General features: G+C 57.2%; 14 protein-coding genes. 7 read left to right on the top strand and 7 right to left on the bottom strand.

All coding sequences use genetic code 11. The annotated features are described in order from the left end of the window. Window positions 1–304: 304 nt before the first annotated feature. Both ACA060_RS15215 and rarD read left to right on the top strand, forming a co-directional pair. Window positions 305–1,318 carry an aldo/keto reductase gene (locus tag ACA060_RS15215; RefSeq protein WP_497311644.1) on the top strand — a complete coding sequence of 338 codons (1,014 nt, stop codon included), beginning with the start codon at window positions 305–307 and terminating at the stop codon, window positions 1,316–1,318. Window positions 1,319–1,525: 207 nt separating this feature from the next. Continuing rightward, window positions 1,526–2,407, top strand: coding sequence for an EamA family transporter RarD (gene rarD / locus ACA060_RS15220; RefSeq protein ID WP_497311645.1), 882 nt, complete (start codon window positions 1,526–1,528; stop codon window positions 2,405–2,407). Between the two features lie 126 nt (window positions 2,408–2,533). Here the strand turns inward: rarD and hppD are convergent, their stop codons facing one another. Together hppD and ACA060_RS15230 are read right to left on the bottom strand one after the other, a co-directional pair. Next, the gene (gene hppD / locus ACA060_RS15225; protein ID WP_497311646.1) at window positions 2,534–3,610 is read right to left on the bottom strand and encodes a 4-hydroxyphenylpyruvate dioxygenase; all 1,077 of its coding nucleotides are present in this window, start codon (window positions 3,608–3,610) and stop codon (window positions 2,534–2,536) included. A 249-nt stretch (window positions 3,611–3,859) separates the two neighbouring features. Continuing rightward, on the bottom strand, window positions 3,860–4,798 hold the full coding sequence (locus tag ACA060_RS15230; RefSeq protein ID WP_497311647.1) for a DMT family transporter: 939 nt from the start codon (window positions 4,796–4,798) through the stop codon (window positions 3,860–3,862). A gap of 78 nt (window positions 4,799–4,876) precedes the next feature. Here ACA060_RS15230 and ACA060_RS15235 point away from each other — a divergent pair, with 78 nt between their 5' ends. From ACA060_RS15235 to ACA060_RS15245, 3 genes are all read left to right on the top strand, one after another. Continuing rightward, window positions 4,877–5,746 carry a LysR family transcriptional regulator gene (locus ACA060_RS15235; protein ID WP_497311648.1) on the top strand — a complete coding sequence of 290 codons (870 nt, stop codon included), beginning with the start codon at window positions 4,877–4,879 and terminating at the stop codon, window positions 5,744–5,746. A 115-nt stretch (window positions 5,747–5,861) separates the two neighbouring features. Further along, complete coding sequence (locus tag ACA060_RS15240) at window positions 5,862–7,397, top strand: EAL domain-containing protein (protein ID WP_497311649.1); 1,536 nt, start codon at window positions 5,862–5,864, stop codon at window positions 7,395–7,397. Between the two features lie 233 nt (window positions 7,398–7,630). Further along, window positions 7,631–7,993 carry a histone-like nucleoid-structuring protein, MvaT/MvaU family gene (locus tag ACA060_RS15245; RefSeq protein ID WP_077747869.1) on the top strand — a complete coding sequence of 121 codons (363 nt, stop codon included), beginning with the start codon at window positions 7,631–7,633 and terminating at the stop codon, window positions 7,991–7,993. Between the two features lie 178 nt (window positions 7,994–8,171). Here the strand turns inward: ACA060_RS15245 and ACA060_RS15250 are convergent, their stop codons facing one another. Continuing rightward, window positions 8,172–8,696: a DUF4946 domain-containing protein gene (locus tag ACA060_RS15250; RefSeq protein WP_497318256.1), complete on the bottom strand. Its 525-nt coding sequence runs from the start codon at window positions 8,694–8,696 to the stop codon at window positions 8,172–8,174. Between the two features lie 145 nt (window positions 8,697–8,841). Here ACA060_RS15250 and gloA point away from each other — a divergent pair, with 145 nt between their 5' ends. After that, entirely contained in the window at window positions 8,842–9,363 is a 522-nt protein-coding gene (gene gloA, locus ACA060_RS15255) for a lactoylglutathione lyase (protein WP_109631853.1), read from the top strand. Between the two features lie 87 nt (window positions 9,364–9,450). Here the strand turns inward: gloA and ahpF are convergent, their stop codons facing one another. From ahpF to ACA060_RS15270, 3 genes are all read right to left on the bottom strand, one after another. Continuing rightward, entirely contained in the window at window positions 9,451–11,013 is a 1,563-nt protein-coding gene (gene ahpF, locus ACA060_RS15260) for an alkyl hydroperoxide reductase subunit F (RefSeq protein ID WP_497311650.1), read from the bottom strand. Window positions 11,014–11,135: 122 nt separating this feature from the next. Next, on the bottom strand, window positions 11,136–11,699 hold the full coding sequence (gene ahpC, locus ACA060_RS15265; protein ID WP_010460707.1) for an alkyl hydroperoxide reductase subunit C: 564 nt from the start codon (window positions 11,697–11,699) through the stop codon (window positions 11,136–11,138). Window positions 11,700–11,849: 150 nt separating this feature from the next. Further along, complete coding sequence (locus tag ACA060_RS15270) at window positions 11,850–12,788, bottom strand: site-specific integrase (RefSeq protein ID WP_497311651.1); 939 nt, start codon at window positions 12,786–12,788, stop codon at window positions 11,850–11,852. A gap of 178 nt (window positions 12,789–12,966) precedes the next feature. On the opposite strand from ACA060_RS15270, the gene ACA060_RS15275 reads away from it, so the two are divergent. Beyond that, window positions 12,967–13,986: a DNA-binding protein gene (locus ACA060_RS15275; protein ID WP_497311652.1), complete on the top strand. Its 1,020-nt coding sequence runs from the start codon at window positions 12,967–12,969 to the stop codon at window positions 13,984–13,986. Here the strand turns inward: ACA060_RS15275 and gorA are convergent. Next, on the bottom strand, window positions 13,983–15,341 hold the full coding sequence (gene gorA / locus ACA060_RS15280; protein WP_497311653.1) for a glutathione-disulfide reductase: 1,359 nt from the start codon (window positions 15,339–15,341) through the stop codon (window positions 13,983–13,985). The two genes, ACA060_RS15275 and gorA, sit on opposite strands and share 4 nt — an antisense overlap. Window positions 15,342–15,426 lie beyond the last annotated feature (85 nt).

Here is a 15,426-nt window from a genome sequence, read left to right on the forward strand (position 1 = left end):
TAAAAACAGCGACCTGAAAAGGCCTGCAAACGGTGGCGCTATGCGCCTAATTGCCGGGCTACCAAACCCGATCGCTGATATTCAGCGACGGGGAAACGATAAAACCCAGGCCCAAGGCGCACAAGCCGGCGGATTCTGGCGCAGTCGTAGGTAACGGCGCAAGGATGTGTAGCCTGAGTACGTGTCTGAAGGTGTCCGTTAAACAGTGCTGTTTATTACTGTCCCTGCGCCAATAATTCACTTTGCTCCGCGCAGGCGTTCTGGTATTTGATTGAAGCTTTCCCACCGGTAAAAGGATTTCGTCATGAGCTATCGCACGCTGGGTCATTCGGGTTTACAGGTGTCGACCCTGACGTTGGGCACCATGATGTTCGGCGAACAGACCAGCACCGAAGATTCCCTGCGGATCATCGACAAGGCCTGGGACCAGGGCATCAATTTCATCGACACGGCGGACGTTTACACCAACGGCCGCTCCGAAGAGATTGTCGGCGAAGCGATCGCCGGCAACCGCCACGAATGGGTGCTGGCAACCAAGGTCGGTTTTGGCCCGGTGGACGGTGTGCCGAACCGCAGCGGGTTGAGCCGCAAGCATATTTTCAATGGCCTCGACGCCAGCCTGACGCGGTTGGGTACTGACTACCTCGACATCTATTACCTGCATCGTGAAGACCACAACACGCCGCTGGAAGTGACCGTGTCGGCGATTGGCGATCTGATTCGTCAGGGCAAGATTCGCTATTGGGGGCTGTCGAACTACCGGGGTTGGCGGATTGCCGAGGTGATTCGGGTGGCGGATCAATTGGGTGTTGATCGGCCGGTGATCAGCCAGCCGCTGTACAACATTGTCAACCGTCAGGCCGAGACTGAGCAGATCACGGCCGCGCAGAATTATGGCCTGGGCGTGGTGCCTTACAGTCCGTTGGCGCGGGGGGTGTTGAGCGGTAAATATGCACCCGATGTCAAACCGGATGCCAACAGCCGTGCCGGACGTGCGGATAAACGCATCCTGGAAACCGAATGGCGCGTGGAGTCGTTGCGCATTGCCCAGCAGATTCAGGAATACACCCAGGGGCGCGGCGTGGGGATTGTCGAGTTTGCGATTGCGTGGGTGTTGAACAACAGTGCCGTTGCTTCTGCCATCGTCGGGCCGCGGACCGAGGAACAATGGGATGCGTATACCAAGGCGCAGTCGGTGAAGATCACGGCGGAGGATGAGGCGTTTATTGATTCGCTGGTGACGCCAGGGCATTCGTCGACACCGGGGTTTAATGACGTGAGCCATTTTGTGTCGGGGCGTAAATCGCGTACGGCTTGAGATTTATCGCGGGCAAGCCCGCTCCCACAGGATTTGTGTTGATCCGCTGGCGGTGATTTGACGCGAATACTTGTGGGAGCTGGCTGGCCTGCGATGGCGGTCTATCATTCATTGCGATGTTGGAAATATTGAGCACCCGACCAATATTCAGCACAAAAACCACGTATCCTCTGCGCCCCGTTTCACCTTCGACCTCGCGAGGGCAGTTTGTCTAAAGGTATCGCTTTATCGGTTTCAGCCTCGGTGCTGTTTGCCGTCATGTATTACTACACGTCGTTGCTCACGCCTTTGAGCGGCGTGGAAATTTTCGGTTGGCGCATGCTGCTGACCGTGCCCTGCATGACCGTGTTCATGGTGGTCTCCGGCGAGTGGAGACGCGTGACCGATATTCTTCGGCGCCTCAACGGCCAGCCGAAACTGATCGCTGGCCTGATCGTCTCCTCGGCCCTGCTCGGTGTTCAGCTCTGGCTGTTCATGTGGGCGCCGCTTAACGGCTACAGCCTCGATGTGTCCCTCGGCTACTTCCTGTTGCCGCTGACCATGGTGCTGACCGGGCGGCTTGCCTATGGCGAGCGCCTCTCCTACCTGCAAAAAATCGCCGTGGTGCTGGCCTGTCTCGGGGTGGTCAACGAGGTGTATCAGGTCGGTGGTTTTTCCTGGGCGACCTTGCTGGTCTGCATCGGCTATCCGCTGTATTTCATCCTGCGCAAACGTCTGGCCGCCGACAACCTTGGCGGTTTATGGCTGGACATGGCGTTGACGCTGCCGGTGGCGTTCTGGTTCGTGCAGAGTGGCGAACAGGGTTTCGGCGTGTTTGACCAACATCCGTGGTTGTCGCTGCTGATCCCGATACTCGGGGTGATCAGCGCGTCGGCGCTGGTGGTCTACATCATTGCCAGCCGGTTGTTGCCGTTCAGTCTGTTCGGGCTGTTGAGCTATGTGGAACCGGTGTTGCTGCTGGGCGTTGCATTGCTGCTTGGGGAAAGCATCAAGCCCGGGGAATGGTTGACTTACATCCCGATCTGGCTCGCGGTGGTGGTGCTGGTGTTTGAAGGGTTCAAGCATTTGATGCGTCAGCGCAGACCTTAAATACAGCACAAGCAAATGTGGGAGCCAGCCTGCTGGCGATTGCAATCTGTCAGTCAACATCAATGTTGACTCTGGAGACGCTATCGCCAGCAGGCTGGCTCCCACAGTTTTTAGCGGTGAGGCGGATTACTCGGTGGCAAGTACGCCACGACGAACCTGATCCCGCTCGATCGATTCGAACAGGGCCTTGAAGTTGCCTTCGCCGAAACCATCGTCGCCTTTACGCTGGATGAATTCGAAGAACACCGGGCCCATCAGGGTTTCCGAGAAGATCTGCAGCAACAGGCGCTTGTCGCCCGACTCGGACGAACCGTCCAGCAGGATCCCGCGCGATTGCAGTTGATCAACCGGCTCGCCATGGTTCGGCAGACGGCCTTCGAGCATTTCGTAATAGGTTTCTGGTGGCGCGGTCATGAAGCGCATGCCGATGCTTTTCAGGTGATCCCAAGTTTTGATCAGGTCATCGCTGAGGAAAGCAACGTGCTGGATGCCCTCACCGTTGAACTGCATCAGGAACTCTTCGATCTGCCCGGCGCCCTTGGACGACTCTTCGTTCAACGGGATGCGGATCATGCCGTCCGGTGCGGTCATGGCTTTCGAGGTCAGGCCGGTGTATTCGCCCTTGATGTCGAAGTAACGGATCTCGCGGAAGTTGAACAGTTTCTCGTAGAAGTTGGCCCAGTAGGCCATTCGACCGCGATACACGTTGTGGGTCAGGTGATCGATGATTTTCAGGCCGGCGCCGACCGGGTTACGGTCTACACCTTCGATGAACACGAAGTCGATGTCGTAGATCGAGCTGCCTTCGCCGAAACGGTCGATCAGGTACAGCGGCGCGCCGCCAATGCCTTTGATCGCCGGCAGATTCAGCTCCATCGGACCGGTCTCGATATGGATCGGCTGGGCGCCGATTTCCAGCGCGCGCTTGTAAGCCAGTTGCGAATCCTTGACGCGGAACGCCATGCCGCACACCGACGGACCGTGCTCGGCCGCGAAGTACGAGGCGACGCTTTGGGGTTCGTTGTTGAGGATCAGGTTGATCTGGCCCTGACGATACAGGTGCACGTCTTTGGAGCGGTGGGTCGCGACCTTGGTGAAGCCCATGATCTCGAAGATCGGCTCCAGGGTGTTCGGGGTCGGCGATGCGAATTCGATGAATTCAAAGCCCATCAGGCCCATTGGGTTTTCGTATAAATCTGCCATTTTGGCGCCTCATCATTTTTTAGAATTAACGGAACGTTAGATGCTAAGAATGCTGAAGCCGGCGGGTGGCGCGCAGGAGATGCCCCGCACGCTGCGGGCGAGGAAGTCACCGTAGATCAATTGAAACCCAAAACTCTTCATTGTCGACCCAAGGCTGATGCGGGCGAGTCTTCTGCTGCCAGAAGACGATTATTATTGTATGCGTAACCCGATTCTACACAGCGTAAATAGGTTTGTCCGCCTTCTGTATCAAATCCCCTTTTTCCCTGATCGCGCAAGGGGTTTGTTGCACAGGAAAATCCCCACAAGAATCAACCCTCCTCCCAGGCACATCGCCAGCGTCAACTGCTCGTCCAGCAGCAGCGCACCGAGGATCACGGCGGTCAGCGGATTCAAGGCAATGAACACCCCCGAACGCGTCGCGCCAATCTGGCGAATGCCGTCGTAATAGCCAATGTAGGCCAGCGCCGAGCCCAATACGCCCAAATACATCAGGCTCAACCACTGTTGCGGGCCGAGGCTGACAAGCGCGCTGACACTCAGTTCACCACTTACCGCGCTGGTCACCCAAAGCATCAACGTGCCCAGCAGTATCGAATAGGTCACCGTTTGCACCGGCCCCAGCGAGTGGTTCAGTTCTTTGGAGAACAGCGAGTAAATCCCCCAGCCGAGCACGCAGCCGAAAATCAGCAGGTCGCCGACCCAGGCGTCGGCATTGCTAGCCAGCAACTGCGGGTTGCGGCTGACGATCACCAGGCTCGCCCCGGCGATGCACACCGCGATCCCGACAACCTTCGCCCGACTCAAGCGCTCCTTGAACAGCAGCCACGACGCCAGCCCGATCACGGCGGGGTTTAGCGCCACAATCAATGATGCACGGGACGCATTGATGTAATGCAGTCCATAAAAGAAGCACAGGTTATAGAAGAAGATCCCGAAGAACCCCAGCAGCGCCAATTGCAGCCATTGCCTGGGGCTTGGTTTAGCCAGTGGCACTCGGGCCAGCAGCAAAAACAGCAGCAACGCCACGCTGGCCAGCAAGAATCTCAGGCTGGCGGCGAACAACGGACTGAGGCTGTCCGCGAGAAACCGGCCGGCCACGAACGTGCCGCCCCAGATCATGGTGACGGCGGCGAGTTTGAAATAAACCGGCACATCCGATGACGTTGTTTGCGCGTAAGTATTCATAAGGCGTCGGGACTTCAATCAGGGTAGATGACGTATCATTTGACTAATGCACGATCATCGTAAAATGAGTAAAGACTCATGACCCTGACGCAACTCGAGATTTTCTCGCTGGTCGCCGAACTGCGTGGCTTTACGGCGGCGGCCAATCGGTTGGGGATTTCCCAATCGGCGGTGTCGCATGCCCTGAAGTCGCTGGAGCAGGAATTGGGCGTCGAGCTGTTCAGGCGCCATCAGTCTCAAGTCGAACTGAGCGATATAGGCGAACAGCTCTTGTCGCGTGCTCGGGCGATGCTCGGACTGGCCAACACGTTGCGTCAGGAAGCCGCCGATGCTCGCGGAATGAAGCGCGGCACTCTTCGCATCGGCTCGTTCGGTCCGACTTCATCGATCAAACTGCTGCCACAGATCCTGCGGCACTATCGCGCAGCTCACCCCGGTATCGAAGTCCACATCGATGAAGGTCCGGACCGGCAGATTATCCAGTGGCTGGAAGAGCGGCGGATCGATATCGGTTTCGTGGTGCTGCCAGAAGATCGCTTCGACACCTTCGCGTTAATGGAAGACCAGATGGTTGCGCTGCTACCCTGCGAACATCCGCTGGCAGTTCGCGACCACCTGAGTTTGAGCGACTTGTGTCACGACCCGTTCGTGCTGACCGAAGCCGGGTCCTCGGAGCTGGTTTCACGGCTGTTCAATACTGCCCGGCTGACACCGAACATCCGTTATCGCTGCTCGCAGTTGCTCAGCACCCTCGACACCGTGGGCCGCGGCGACGCCTTGACCGTGGTCGCCGAAAGCTCATTGCCCGACGACAACAGCCGCTACGTGAAAAAACCACTGTTGCCATCGGTTAAACGGCAGGTCGGTCTGGCAGTGCTCGACCAGCGTCAGTCGTCACCCGCAACGCTGGCGTTTATTCAACTGGCTTCAAGCCTTGACTATGGTTGAGCGGCATAAGTGTTGATGGCCATCTATCATGCCCACTGTCTGAACTCTTTATGGGAGGCGTGCCGTTGTCCTCCCGGCTTTTGAGAGCCGTCTTTCATCCTCACAGGCTTTGCGAATGCCACTGAACGCCAAAACCCGCCATAAACGCGGCAAACGAATGGCTGTAACCATTTTGAGCGGGTTGCTTCCGATGCTCTTGGGGAGTCTCATCCTCTATGCGCAGGCTGAGCGTGCGCTCGAGCAAAGCACTGAGCTGACGGCCGAAGAAGCCATCCGCCAATTCGAACTGATGCTCGACAATACCGCCCAGGCCGCACGGGAATTGTTACCGCTGGCCGGCCAGACCTGTAACGACGTCAAGTTGGCCCTGCGCGAACAGGTTACCCGCCGACCGTTCGTGCGCTCGACGAACCTGGTGTGGGACAACAACCTCTATTGCAGTTCGTTGTTTGGTGATTATCAGGAGACGGTCAATCCGGGCGACTACACCCAGGGCAAGTTGTGGTTGATGAATGGCAACCCGGTCACGCCCAATACCGCACTGTTGGTGTATCGACTCAGCGAAGGTAACCAGGGGGCGCTGACGACCCTGGACGGTTATCACTTGAGCAACGTGTTGCGACTGATTGGTCGCAAGACATTGCTGTTGTTGCAAGTCGGCCCTGATTGGTTGTCCGCCGACGGCAAGGTTCACGAAGATGCCCTGCCCGCCTTGCCCGTGGCCAAAAGCAAACTGACATCCTCGCGTTATGCCTTTACGGTCGCGGCCGGTTTTCCCGAAGGTGAAACCTGGCGTTACATGAGCAGCGAGTACCCGCCGCTGTTCAGTTTGCTGATCTTCTTCGGCGTGGTCTCGGGCGCAATCGGGCATGTCCTGCAACAGCGTTCGTCGTCCCCCAGCCACGAATTGCGGCGCGCGCTGGAGGCCGAAGAGTTTGTTCCGTACTTTCAGCCCGTGGTGTATGGCGATACTAAAGCGTGGTCCGGGGCCGAAGTGCTGATGCGCTGGAATCATCCGAAGGAAGGCCTGGTGCGACCGGACCTGTTCATTCCTTTTGCCGAACATTCCGGGTTGATCGTACCGATGACCCGCTCGCTGATGCGACAGACCGCAGTGTTGCTGGCGCCTGCTGTTGCGTCCTTCGACGGCCCCTTCCACATCGGGATCAACATTACCGCCAGCCATTGCAAGGACCTGGAGTTGGTTGAGGACTGCCGGGAGTTTCTCAGTGCCTTCGCGCCGGGTGCCGTCAATCTGGTGCTGGAGTTGACCGAGCGCGAACTGATCGAGCCGACGACCATCACGCTCCAATTGTTCGAGCAGCTTCATGCCTTGGGCGTAATGATCGCTATCGATGACTTTGGCACGGGTCACTCAAGCCTTGGTTATCTGCGCCAGTTCAATGTGGACTTCCTGAAGATCGATCAGAGTTTTGTCGCGATGATCGGCGTTGACGCGCTTTCCCGGCACATTCTGGACAGCATTATCGAACTGTCGGCCAAGCTTGATCTGGGCATCGTCGCCGAGGGCGTTGAAACCGAGGAGCAAAGTGACTATCTGGCCGCACACGGCGTTAACTTCCTGCAAGGTTATTTGTTCGGTCGACCGATGCCCGGCGCAGAATTCATTAAAGCATTAAGGCACCATTAACCTGCCGTTTAAGCGACGAGGCAACGAAACGGCGCACCAAATTGAATCAAAAGACTACTGTTGTTACATGAAGAAAAAGACAGGATTTACTCTTGGCCAATTAACTACTACAATTTTTCATGCCTGCGCAAGATTGGCAGGTGAGCCACTTATCACCGAGTCGCTTCAAGGCTCTTGGCTTATAGCTTTGTTTGCGGTTGGTATCAGCCAAACACACTATTGGAGTAATGAATTTGTCCAGACTCGCTGAATTTCGTGCCGCTGAAAAGGCCCTTCAAGAACAGCTCAAGCAGCTGGAATCGCTGAAGAATGACGCCGGGCTCAAGAAAGAAATCGAATTCGAAGAAAAGCTCCAGGGGCTGATGAAAACCTACGGCAAAAGCCTGCGTGACATCATCGCCATCCTCGATCCGAACCCGGCAAAATCCGGACTGCAGGCAGCCGCTCCGAAAACCCGCCGCGCTCGCGTGGTCAAGGTTTATCACAACCCGCACACTGGTGAGCTTATTGAAACCAAAGGCGGCAACCACCGCGGCCTGAAAGCCTGGAAGGAACAATACGGTGCCGCTACCGTAGATTCCTGGCTGCGAGGTTAAGCACTCGCGGTGATAAAAAAAGCCCTGCCGATGCAGGGCTTTGTTTTATGGAAGACCTTTGAATTCAGTGAGCGCAGCCGATCAACTCGCTACTTGCCGACTCAACTTAATGCTTAATCCGTTTAGGTATCTAAAGATTTCGGGTCGCGCTGAAATCTGCAGTCACGCAAACCGCCTACTAAAGTTTCAAGCTGTTACGGGCCGCCGTTATTTCCTCCTGACTTGCCTTATAAGCCTCGGCCTGCCCCGCGTAGGAAAGAACATAGGCTTTATCGGCGTCCACCGCCGCAACCAATGTTTGCGACAGAACATGTCGACCATTCTGTGTAATCGTACAGGTAGTTTCCAATCCCGATAAGCGGCTCAAGGTTGCTGGATGGATTTTGTTGCAGACGCTTTGATAGCCGCCTTGAAAGAAGTCCTTCTGCACCGACTTGCGCATTTCCAGCAATACACCTTCCAGATTGACCTGATGACCGCGCTCTACTTGTGTCATGGTCAACTCCATTACCATCACCGGCGTGCCGCCCTGGTCGTTTTTCACGGCACGCTGGCGTGAAACCGTTGAGTTGGCATCGTCCAGCGGGACGGCCTCGACTTCCCAACCTTCCGGCCACGTCACCACTGGCGTATCCGCATGAGCGCTGGCAATACCCGACAGCAGGCAGAACAGAACGAAGGTCGATTTACAGAATCGGATCATTGCAATGAGCACTCACGAATTGAACCGTAAAGTCTGAGCCTCACCCGTCCGTCAGGCAATAGCCGACTGTTTGCGTTTGGTGATGTCCCAGCCCTTGCGTATCATTGTCGCCATTCGTTAGCCCCACTTATTTTCCGGAGGGCCCATGAGCCTGCACGAATTGAACGCTTTCCCCGGCGTTACCGCCCAACCCGACACCGCCACCCAGAAGTTCGTCTTCAACCACACCATGCTGCGTGTCAAGGACATCACCAAGTCCCTGGATTTCTACACGCGCATCCTGGGTTTTTCGCTGGTAGAAAAACGCGACTTCCCGGAAGCCGAGTTCAGCCTGTACTTCCTGGCGCTGGTCGATAAAAACCAGATTCCGGCCGATGCTGCCGCGCGCACCGAATGGATGAAATCCATCCCCGGCATTCTCGAACTGACCCACAACCACGGCACCGAGAACGACGCAGATTTCGCCTACCACAACGGCAATACCGACCCGCGCGGTTTCGGCCACATCTGTATCTCCGTGCCGGACATCGTCGCCGCATGCGAGCGCTTCGAAGCACTGGGCTGCGATTTCCAGAAGCGCCTGAATGATGGCCGCATGAAGAGCCTGGCGTTCATCAAGGATCCAGACGCTTACTGGGTTGAAATCATCCAGCCAGCGCCGATGTGACACTTAGCCCGCTCCCACATTGGGAATGCGTGAGACACAAAAAACCCCATGATCGCTCATGGGGTTTTGTGTTTTCAGTGTCGGCGTTCAGGCCGGTGCGGAGGTGCGGATCAAGTGATCGAATGCGCTCAGCGAAGCCTTGGCGCCCTCGCCCACTGCGATCACGATCTGCTTGTACGGCACGGTAGTCACGTCACCGGCAGCGAACACGCCCGGCATTGAAGTTTCACCACGGGCATCGACGATGATCTCGCCGCGAGGCGACAGTTCGATGGTGCCTTTGAGCCAATCGGTGTTGGGCAGCAAGCCGATCTGCACGAAGATCCCTTCCAGTTCGACGTTACGCAGTTCATCAGTCTGACGATCCTTGTAGCGCAGACCGTTGACCTTCTGGCCGTCACCCAACACTTCAGTGGTTTGCGCACTGGTGATCACGGTGACATTCGGCAGGCTGTGCAACTTGCGCTGCAACACCGCATCGGCGCGCAGCTGTACATCAAACTCCAGCAACGTAACGTGAGACACGATGCCCGCCAGGTCGATGGCCGCTTCGACGCCGGAGTTACCGCCGCCAATCACCGCTACACGCTTGCCTTTGAACAGCGGACCGTCACAGTGCGGGCAGTACGCAACGCCTTTGTTGCGGTATTGCTGCTCGCCCGGGACATTCATTTCACGCCACCGCGCACCGGTCGCGAGGATCACGGTCTTGGCTTTCAGGGTCGCGCCGCTGGCGAAGTGGACTTCGTGCAGCTCACCACTCTTGCCCGGCACCAGTTTGTCGGCCCGCTGCAGGTTCATGATGTCGACGTCGTATTGCTTGACGTGTTCTTCCAGCGCCACCGCCAGTTTCGGCCCTTCGGTTTCCTGCACAGAGATGAAGTTCTCGATGGCCATGGTGTCGAGCACCTGCCCACCAAAACGTTCAGCAGCCACACCGGTGCGAATGCCTTTACGAGCGGCGTAGATCGCGGCCGAAGCACCGGCCGGGCCACCGCCGACGACCAATACGTCAAAGGCTTCCTTGGCGCTGATCTTTTCGGCTTGACGCTCGATACCGCTGGTGTCGATCTTGGCAAGGATTTCTTCCAGGCCCATGCGCCCCTGGCCGAAGTTGACGCCGTTGAGGTAAATGCTTGGCACGGCCATGATCTGACGATCATCGACTTCAGCCTGGAACAGCGCACCGTCGATGGCGACGTGACGGATGTTCGAGTTTAGTACCGCCATCAGGTTCAGTGCCTGGACCACGTCCGGACAGTTCTGGCAGGACAGCGAGAAGTACGTCTCGAAGCTGAACTCGCCTTTGAGCGAACGGATCTGTTCGATCACTTCAACGCTGGCTTTCGATGGGTGGCCGCCGACTTGCAGCAAGGCCAGCACCAACGAAGTGAATTCGTGGCCCATCGGGATGCCGGCGAAACGCAGGCTGATATCGGCACCCGGGCGGTTGATCGAAAACGATGGTTTGCGTGCATCGTCACCGTTATCGAGCAAGGTAATTTGGTTGGAAAGACTGGCAACGTCTTTGAGTAATGCGAGCATTTCCTGGGATTTCGCACCGTCGTCGAGGGAGGCAACGATCTCGATCGGCTGGGTGACCCGTTCCAGGTACGATTTCAACTGGGCTTTAAGATTGGCGTCCAACATACGGGCGATTTCCTTTTTGAATTCGAAAAAAAAACGCCCGAGCGAATCTCGCCCGGGCGTTTTTGAGGGCGGTTGCGGCTTACTTAGGTGCGGAAACCCGCCCTGATAGTGCTTTCACAGACTTAGATCTTGCCGACCAGGTCCAGGGACGGAGCCAGAGTGGCCTCGCCTTCTTTCCACTTGGCTGGGCAAACCTGGCCTGGGTGAGCAGCGACGTATTGAGCAGCCTTGATTTTGCGCAGCAGCTCGGAAGCGTCACGGCCAACGCCGCCATCGTTCAGTTCAACGATTTTGATCTGGCCTTCAGGGTTGATCACGAAGGTGCCACGGTCAGCCAGGCCAGCGTCTTCGATCAGCACGTCGAAGTTGCGGGAGATGGCGTGAGTCGGGTCGCCGATCATGGTGTACTGGATTTTGCCGATGGCTGGCGAAGTGTTATGCCAGGCAGCGTGAGCAAAGTGGGTATCGGTGGAAACGCTGTAGATCTCGACGCCCAGTTTCTGGAACGCGTCGTAGTTGTCAGCCAGGTCTTCCAGTTCGGTCGGGCAAACGAAGGTGAAGTCGGCTGGGTAGAAGAACACGACAGACCACTTGCCTTTCAGGTCAGCGTCCGACACTTTTACGAAATCGCCATTTTTGAAGGCGTCAGCTTTGAACGGTTTAACTTGGCTGTTGATGATAGGCATCGATGACTCTCCGTCAGGGTTGAAAAGTTTGGTTGAGAAGTTGATGGGGGGAATCCTACCCACTCGATCGCCGCCTGGCTCATTGGCAAAGCTCATGCTGCTGATTGGTTTTCGCTATTAGGGGACAGTATTAATAGAAGAAAACGGTATCTAGCGCGCCAACGGCTTTTCAGCGACCCGAGCCATTCCGAGAAACGGGCTGGCTTCAACATAGCGCATGGCTGACTTCACATCCTTCCATCCCACGTAATTCATCAACGATTTCAGATCCCAACCACTTTGATGGGCCCAGCTGGCAAAGCCGCGTCGCAGGGAATGGCTGGTGTAGTGCTCGGCGGGGATACCGGCACGTTCCAGGGCTTGGCGGAGCAACGGGATCACGCTGTTAGCGTGCAAACCCTCCTCGCTCAAGTTGCCCCAACGGTCGATACCGCGGAACACCGGACCGCGGACTAACGCAGCTTCGGTGATCCATTGGATATAGGCGTTGACCGGGCAAAGCCGTTGCAGAGCCGGGGTCTGGTAAGTCTTGCCGAGGTTTTCGCGATCGCTCTTGCTGCGTGGCAGGTAGAGGGTGATGCCTGAACCGGCGCTCGCCTGCACGTGCTCGATCTGTACGCGGCACAACTCATCGCTGCGAAATCCGCGCCAGAAGCCCAGCAAGATCAGCGCGGTGTCGCGTCGGGCGCGCAGCAAGCCCGCCTGATCGTTTTGCGCCTTGGCGGTTTGCGCTTCCAGTTCCAACCACGCCACCACTTGCTCCAGATGCTGAAGTTGCAAGGGCTCGGCCTGCTTCTCCTGTGCCGGGTGCAGCGCACGAATGCCTTTGAAGACCTTGCGCACCACCGGCGACTTGGTCGGGTCAGCGAAACCCTGGCTGTTATGCCACTGCGCCAGCGCTGACAACCGCAGCTTCAACGTATTGATCGACAGCACGCCCGCATGAGCCACGAGGTAACGCGCCACGCTGTCGCTCGTCGCCGGCAGGAAACCACCCCAATGGACTTCGAAATGTTCAATGGCCGCTCGATAGCTACGCCGGGTGTTGTCGCGGGTGGCGGCTTGCAGGTAGCGATCCAGATCGGTCATGGGCTCATCTCTCGAAAACGTACCGCTTTAGCGGTGTAAAACCCGCCGTACGGCGCATCACACGGGGTAATACCAGTATATCCCGCATTAGTATCCTACATTTTTTATCTTTTTATAAACGATGGTACACTGCGTACTTTAGTGGCATGTACCACAGTACGAAATCGTAGGAGAACACATGGCTCGTGGCGGCGTAAATAAAGCGGTAGTGCAGGCGGCACGTTTGGCAATCCTTGCCCGCGGCGAAAACCCCAGCATCGATGCAGTACGAATCGAGATGGGCAATACCGGCTCAAAAACCACCATTCACCGCTATTTAAAGGAGCTGGATGATGGCGGCGAACGCGTCGAAACGCCCTCAGAGCCCATTGATGCCGAACTGGCTGGCCTGGTTTCGCGCCTGGCGCAACGCCTGAAGGAACAGGCCCAAGAACCCATCGAACACGCACGCGCGCAGTTCGATCAGCAACGTAAAGAACTGGAAATCCACCTGACTGCGGCCCGGCAAGACAACGCGGAATTACACCAGCAATACGAGATTCAAAGCCTGGCGCTGACTCAAGAGTCCGAAGCCCTGCAAGAAACCCGCTCCATGCTGCAGGCAGAACAAACCCGCAACGCCGGACTAAACCAGGCACTGGCCGATTTCGAACTGCGCTTGCAAGACAAGGATGAGCAGATCCGCTCACTGGAAGAAAAGCACCTGCACGCACGCGATGCGCTGGAACACTACCGCAACGCCGTCAAGGAACAGCGCGAGCAGGAACAGAGCCGCCACGAAGGCCAGGTTCAGCAGATTCAGATGGAATTGCGCCAGGCCCAGCAAAGCGCGTTGGTGCGTCAGGATGAGATCACCCAGCTGCATCGCGACAACGAGCGCCTGCTCACCGAGAACCGTGGAACGCTGCGGGAACTGGGGTTATTGCAGGAGCAACTCAAACACACCCACAGCCGCCAGGACCAACTGCTGGAGCAGGTCAACCGCATCGACAGCGAACGCACCCTCCTCCAGGAACGCTTGCGTGCCGCCCTGCTGGAAAGTCAGTCGCTCAAGCAGAGCGTCGACGAGCAGTCGCAGATCAACAAAGGGCTGGAGATTGAATTGCTCAAGACTCAGGCGAGCCTCGATGAAAGCCTGCGCCTGGCGGCCGTCATTGCAACAGCGCCAGACGCATCAGAGGCCGATAAAAACGATTAACCGCTAACCGGCGTACGCATGGTGACGAACTCTTCGGCGGCAGTTGGATGCACGCCAACTGTTTCGTCGAAGTCGCGCTTGGTCGCGCCAGCCTTCAAGGCAATCGCCAACCCCTGAACGATCTCACCGGCATCCGGCCCGACCATGTGGCAACCCAGGACCTTGTCGGTCTTGGCATCGACCACCAGTTTCATCAGCGTACGCTCCTGACATTCGGTCAGGGTCAGCTTCATCGGACGGAAACGGCTTTCGTAGATCGTGACCTCGTGGCCGGCCTCGCGAGCCTCTTCCTCGCTCAAGCCAACCGTGCCGATGTTCGGCAAGCTGAACACAGCAGTCGGGATCATCTTGTAATCCACCGGACGATATTGCTCAGGCTTGAACAGGCGACGCGCCACGGCCATGCCTTCAGCCAGCGCGACGGGGGTCAGCTGAACACGACCGATCACATCGCCCAGCGCCAGGATCGACGGCTCGGCGGTCTGATACTGATCATCGACCTCGACGAAACCTTTCTTGTCGAGTTTGACCCCGGTGTTTTCCAGCCCGAGGTTGTCGAGCATCGGACGGCGACCGGTGGCGTAGAACACACAATCCGCCTCCAGCTCACGACCGTCCTTGAGCGTCACCTTCAGGCTGCCATCGGATTGCTTGTCGATACGCTCGATGTCGGCGTTGAATTGCAGGTTCATGCCGCGCTTGGTCAGTTCTTCCTGCAAGTGCTTTCGTACCGCTCCGTCGAAGCCACGCAGGAACAGCTCGCCGCGATACAACAACGTCGTGTCGGCGCCCAGACCGTGGAAGATCCCGGCGAATTCGACAGCGATGTAACCGCCGCCCACCACCAGAACGCGCTTGGGCAACTCTTTGAGGAAGAACGCCTGGTTGGAACTGATCGCGTGTTCATGCCCCGGAATCTCCGGGATCTGTGGCCAGCCGCCGGTGGCAATCAGGATGTTCTTGGCGGTGTGGCGCTCGCCATTGATCTCGACCGTGTTGGGGTCGACGATTTTGGCGTGGCCTTCATGCAAGGTCACACCGCTGTTGACCAGCAAGTTGCGGTAAATGCCATTCAGGCGATTAATCTCGCGATCCTTGTTGGCGATCAGCGTTGCCCAATCGAACTTCGCTTCGCCCAACGTCCAGCCAAAGCCCGAAGACTGCTCGAAGTCTTCGGCGAAGTGCGCGCCGTAGACCAGCAATTTCTTCGGCACGCAGCCGACGTTCACACACGTACCGCCCAGGTAACGGCTCTCGGCCACAGCCACCTTCGCTCCAAAACCGGCAGCAAAACGAGCAGCCCGTACACCGCCGGAACCGGCACCAATCACATAAAGGTCAAAATCGTAGGCCATTTTCAATCTCCTCGGCAGGAAACCAGCATACCCGCAGACGTCCGTTGGGCAAGCGCTGCAAGCGATATGGGGGCGGAAAATGAAA

This window comes from Pseudomonas sp. LBUM1671 (assembly GCF_059695685.1).

Excerpts from the sequence above, each read along its gene's own strand:
- ACA060_RS15215 (WP_497311644.1), top strand. The coding sequence starts at position 305 with ATGAGCTATCGCACGCTGGGTCATTCGGGTTTACAGGTGTCGACCCTG.
- hppD (WP_497311646.1), bottom strand. The coding sequence starts at position 3,610 with ATGGCAGATTTATACGAAAACCCAATGGGCCTGATGGGCTTTGAATTC.
- gorA (WP_497311653.1), bottom strand. The coding sequence starts at position 15,341 with ATGGCCTACGATTTTGACCTTTATGTGATTGGTGCCGGTTCCGGCGGT.
- ACA060_RS15230 (WP_497311647.1), bottom strand. The coding sequence starts at position 4,798 with ATGAATACTTACGCGCAAACAACGTCATCGGATGTGCCGGTTTATTTC.
- ahpF (WP_497311650.1), bottom strand. The coding sequence starts at position 11,013 with ATGTTGGACGCCAATCTTAAAGCCCAGTTGAAATCGTACCTGGAACGG.
- gloA (WP_109631853.1), top strand. The coding sequence starts at position 8,842 with ATGAGCCTGCACGAATTGAACGCTTTCCCCGGCGTTACCGCCCAACCC.
- ACA060_RS15270 (WP_497311651.1), bottom strand. The coding sequence starts at position 12,788 with ATGACCGATCTGGATCGCTACCTGCAAGCCGCCACCCGCGACAACACC.
- ACA060_RS15250 (WP_497318256.1), bottom strand. The coding sequence starts at position 8,696 with ATGATCCGATTCTGTAAATCGACCTTCGTTCTGTTCTGCCTGCTGTCG.
- ahpC (WP_010460707.1), bottom strand. The coding sequence starts at position 11,699 with ATGCCTATCATCAACAGCCAAGTTAAACCGTTCAAAGCTGACGCCTTC.
- ACA060_RS15240 (WP_497311649.1), top strand. The coding sequence starts at position 5,862 with ATGCCACTGAACGCCAAAACCCGCCATAAACGCGGCAAACGAATGGCT.
- ACA060_RS15235 (WP_497311648.1), top strand. The coding sequence starts at position 4,877 with ATGACCCTGACGCAACTCGAGATTTTCTCGCTGGTCGCCGAACTGCGT.
- ACA060_RS15275 (WP_497311652.1), top strand. The coding sequence starts at position 12,967 with ATGGCTCGTGGCGGCGTAAATAAAGCGGTAGTGCAGGCGGCACGTTTG.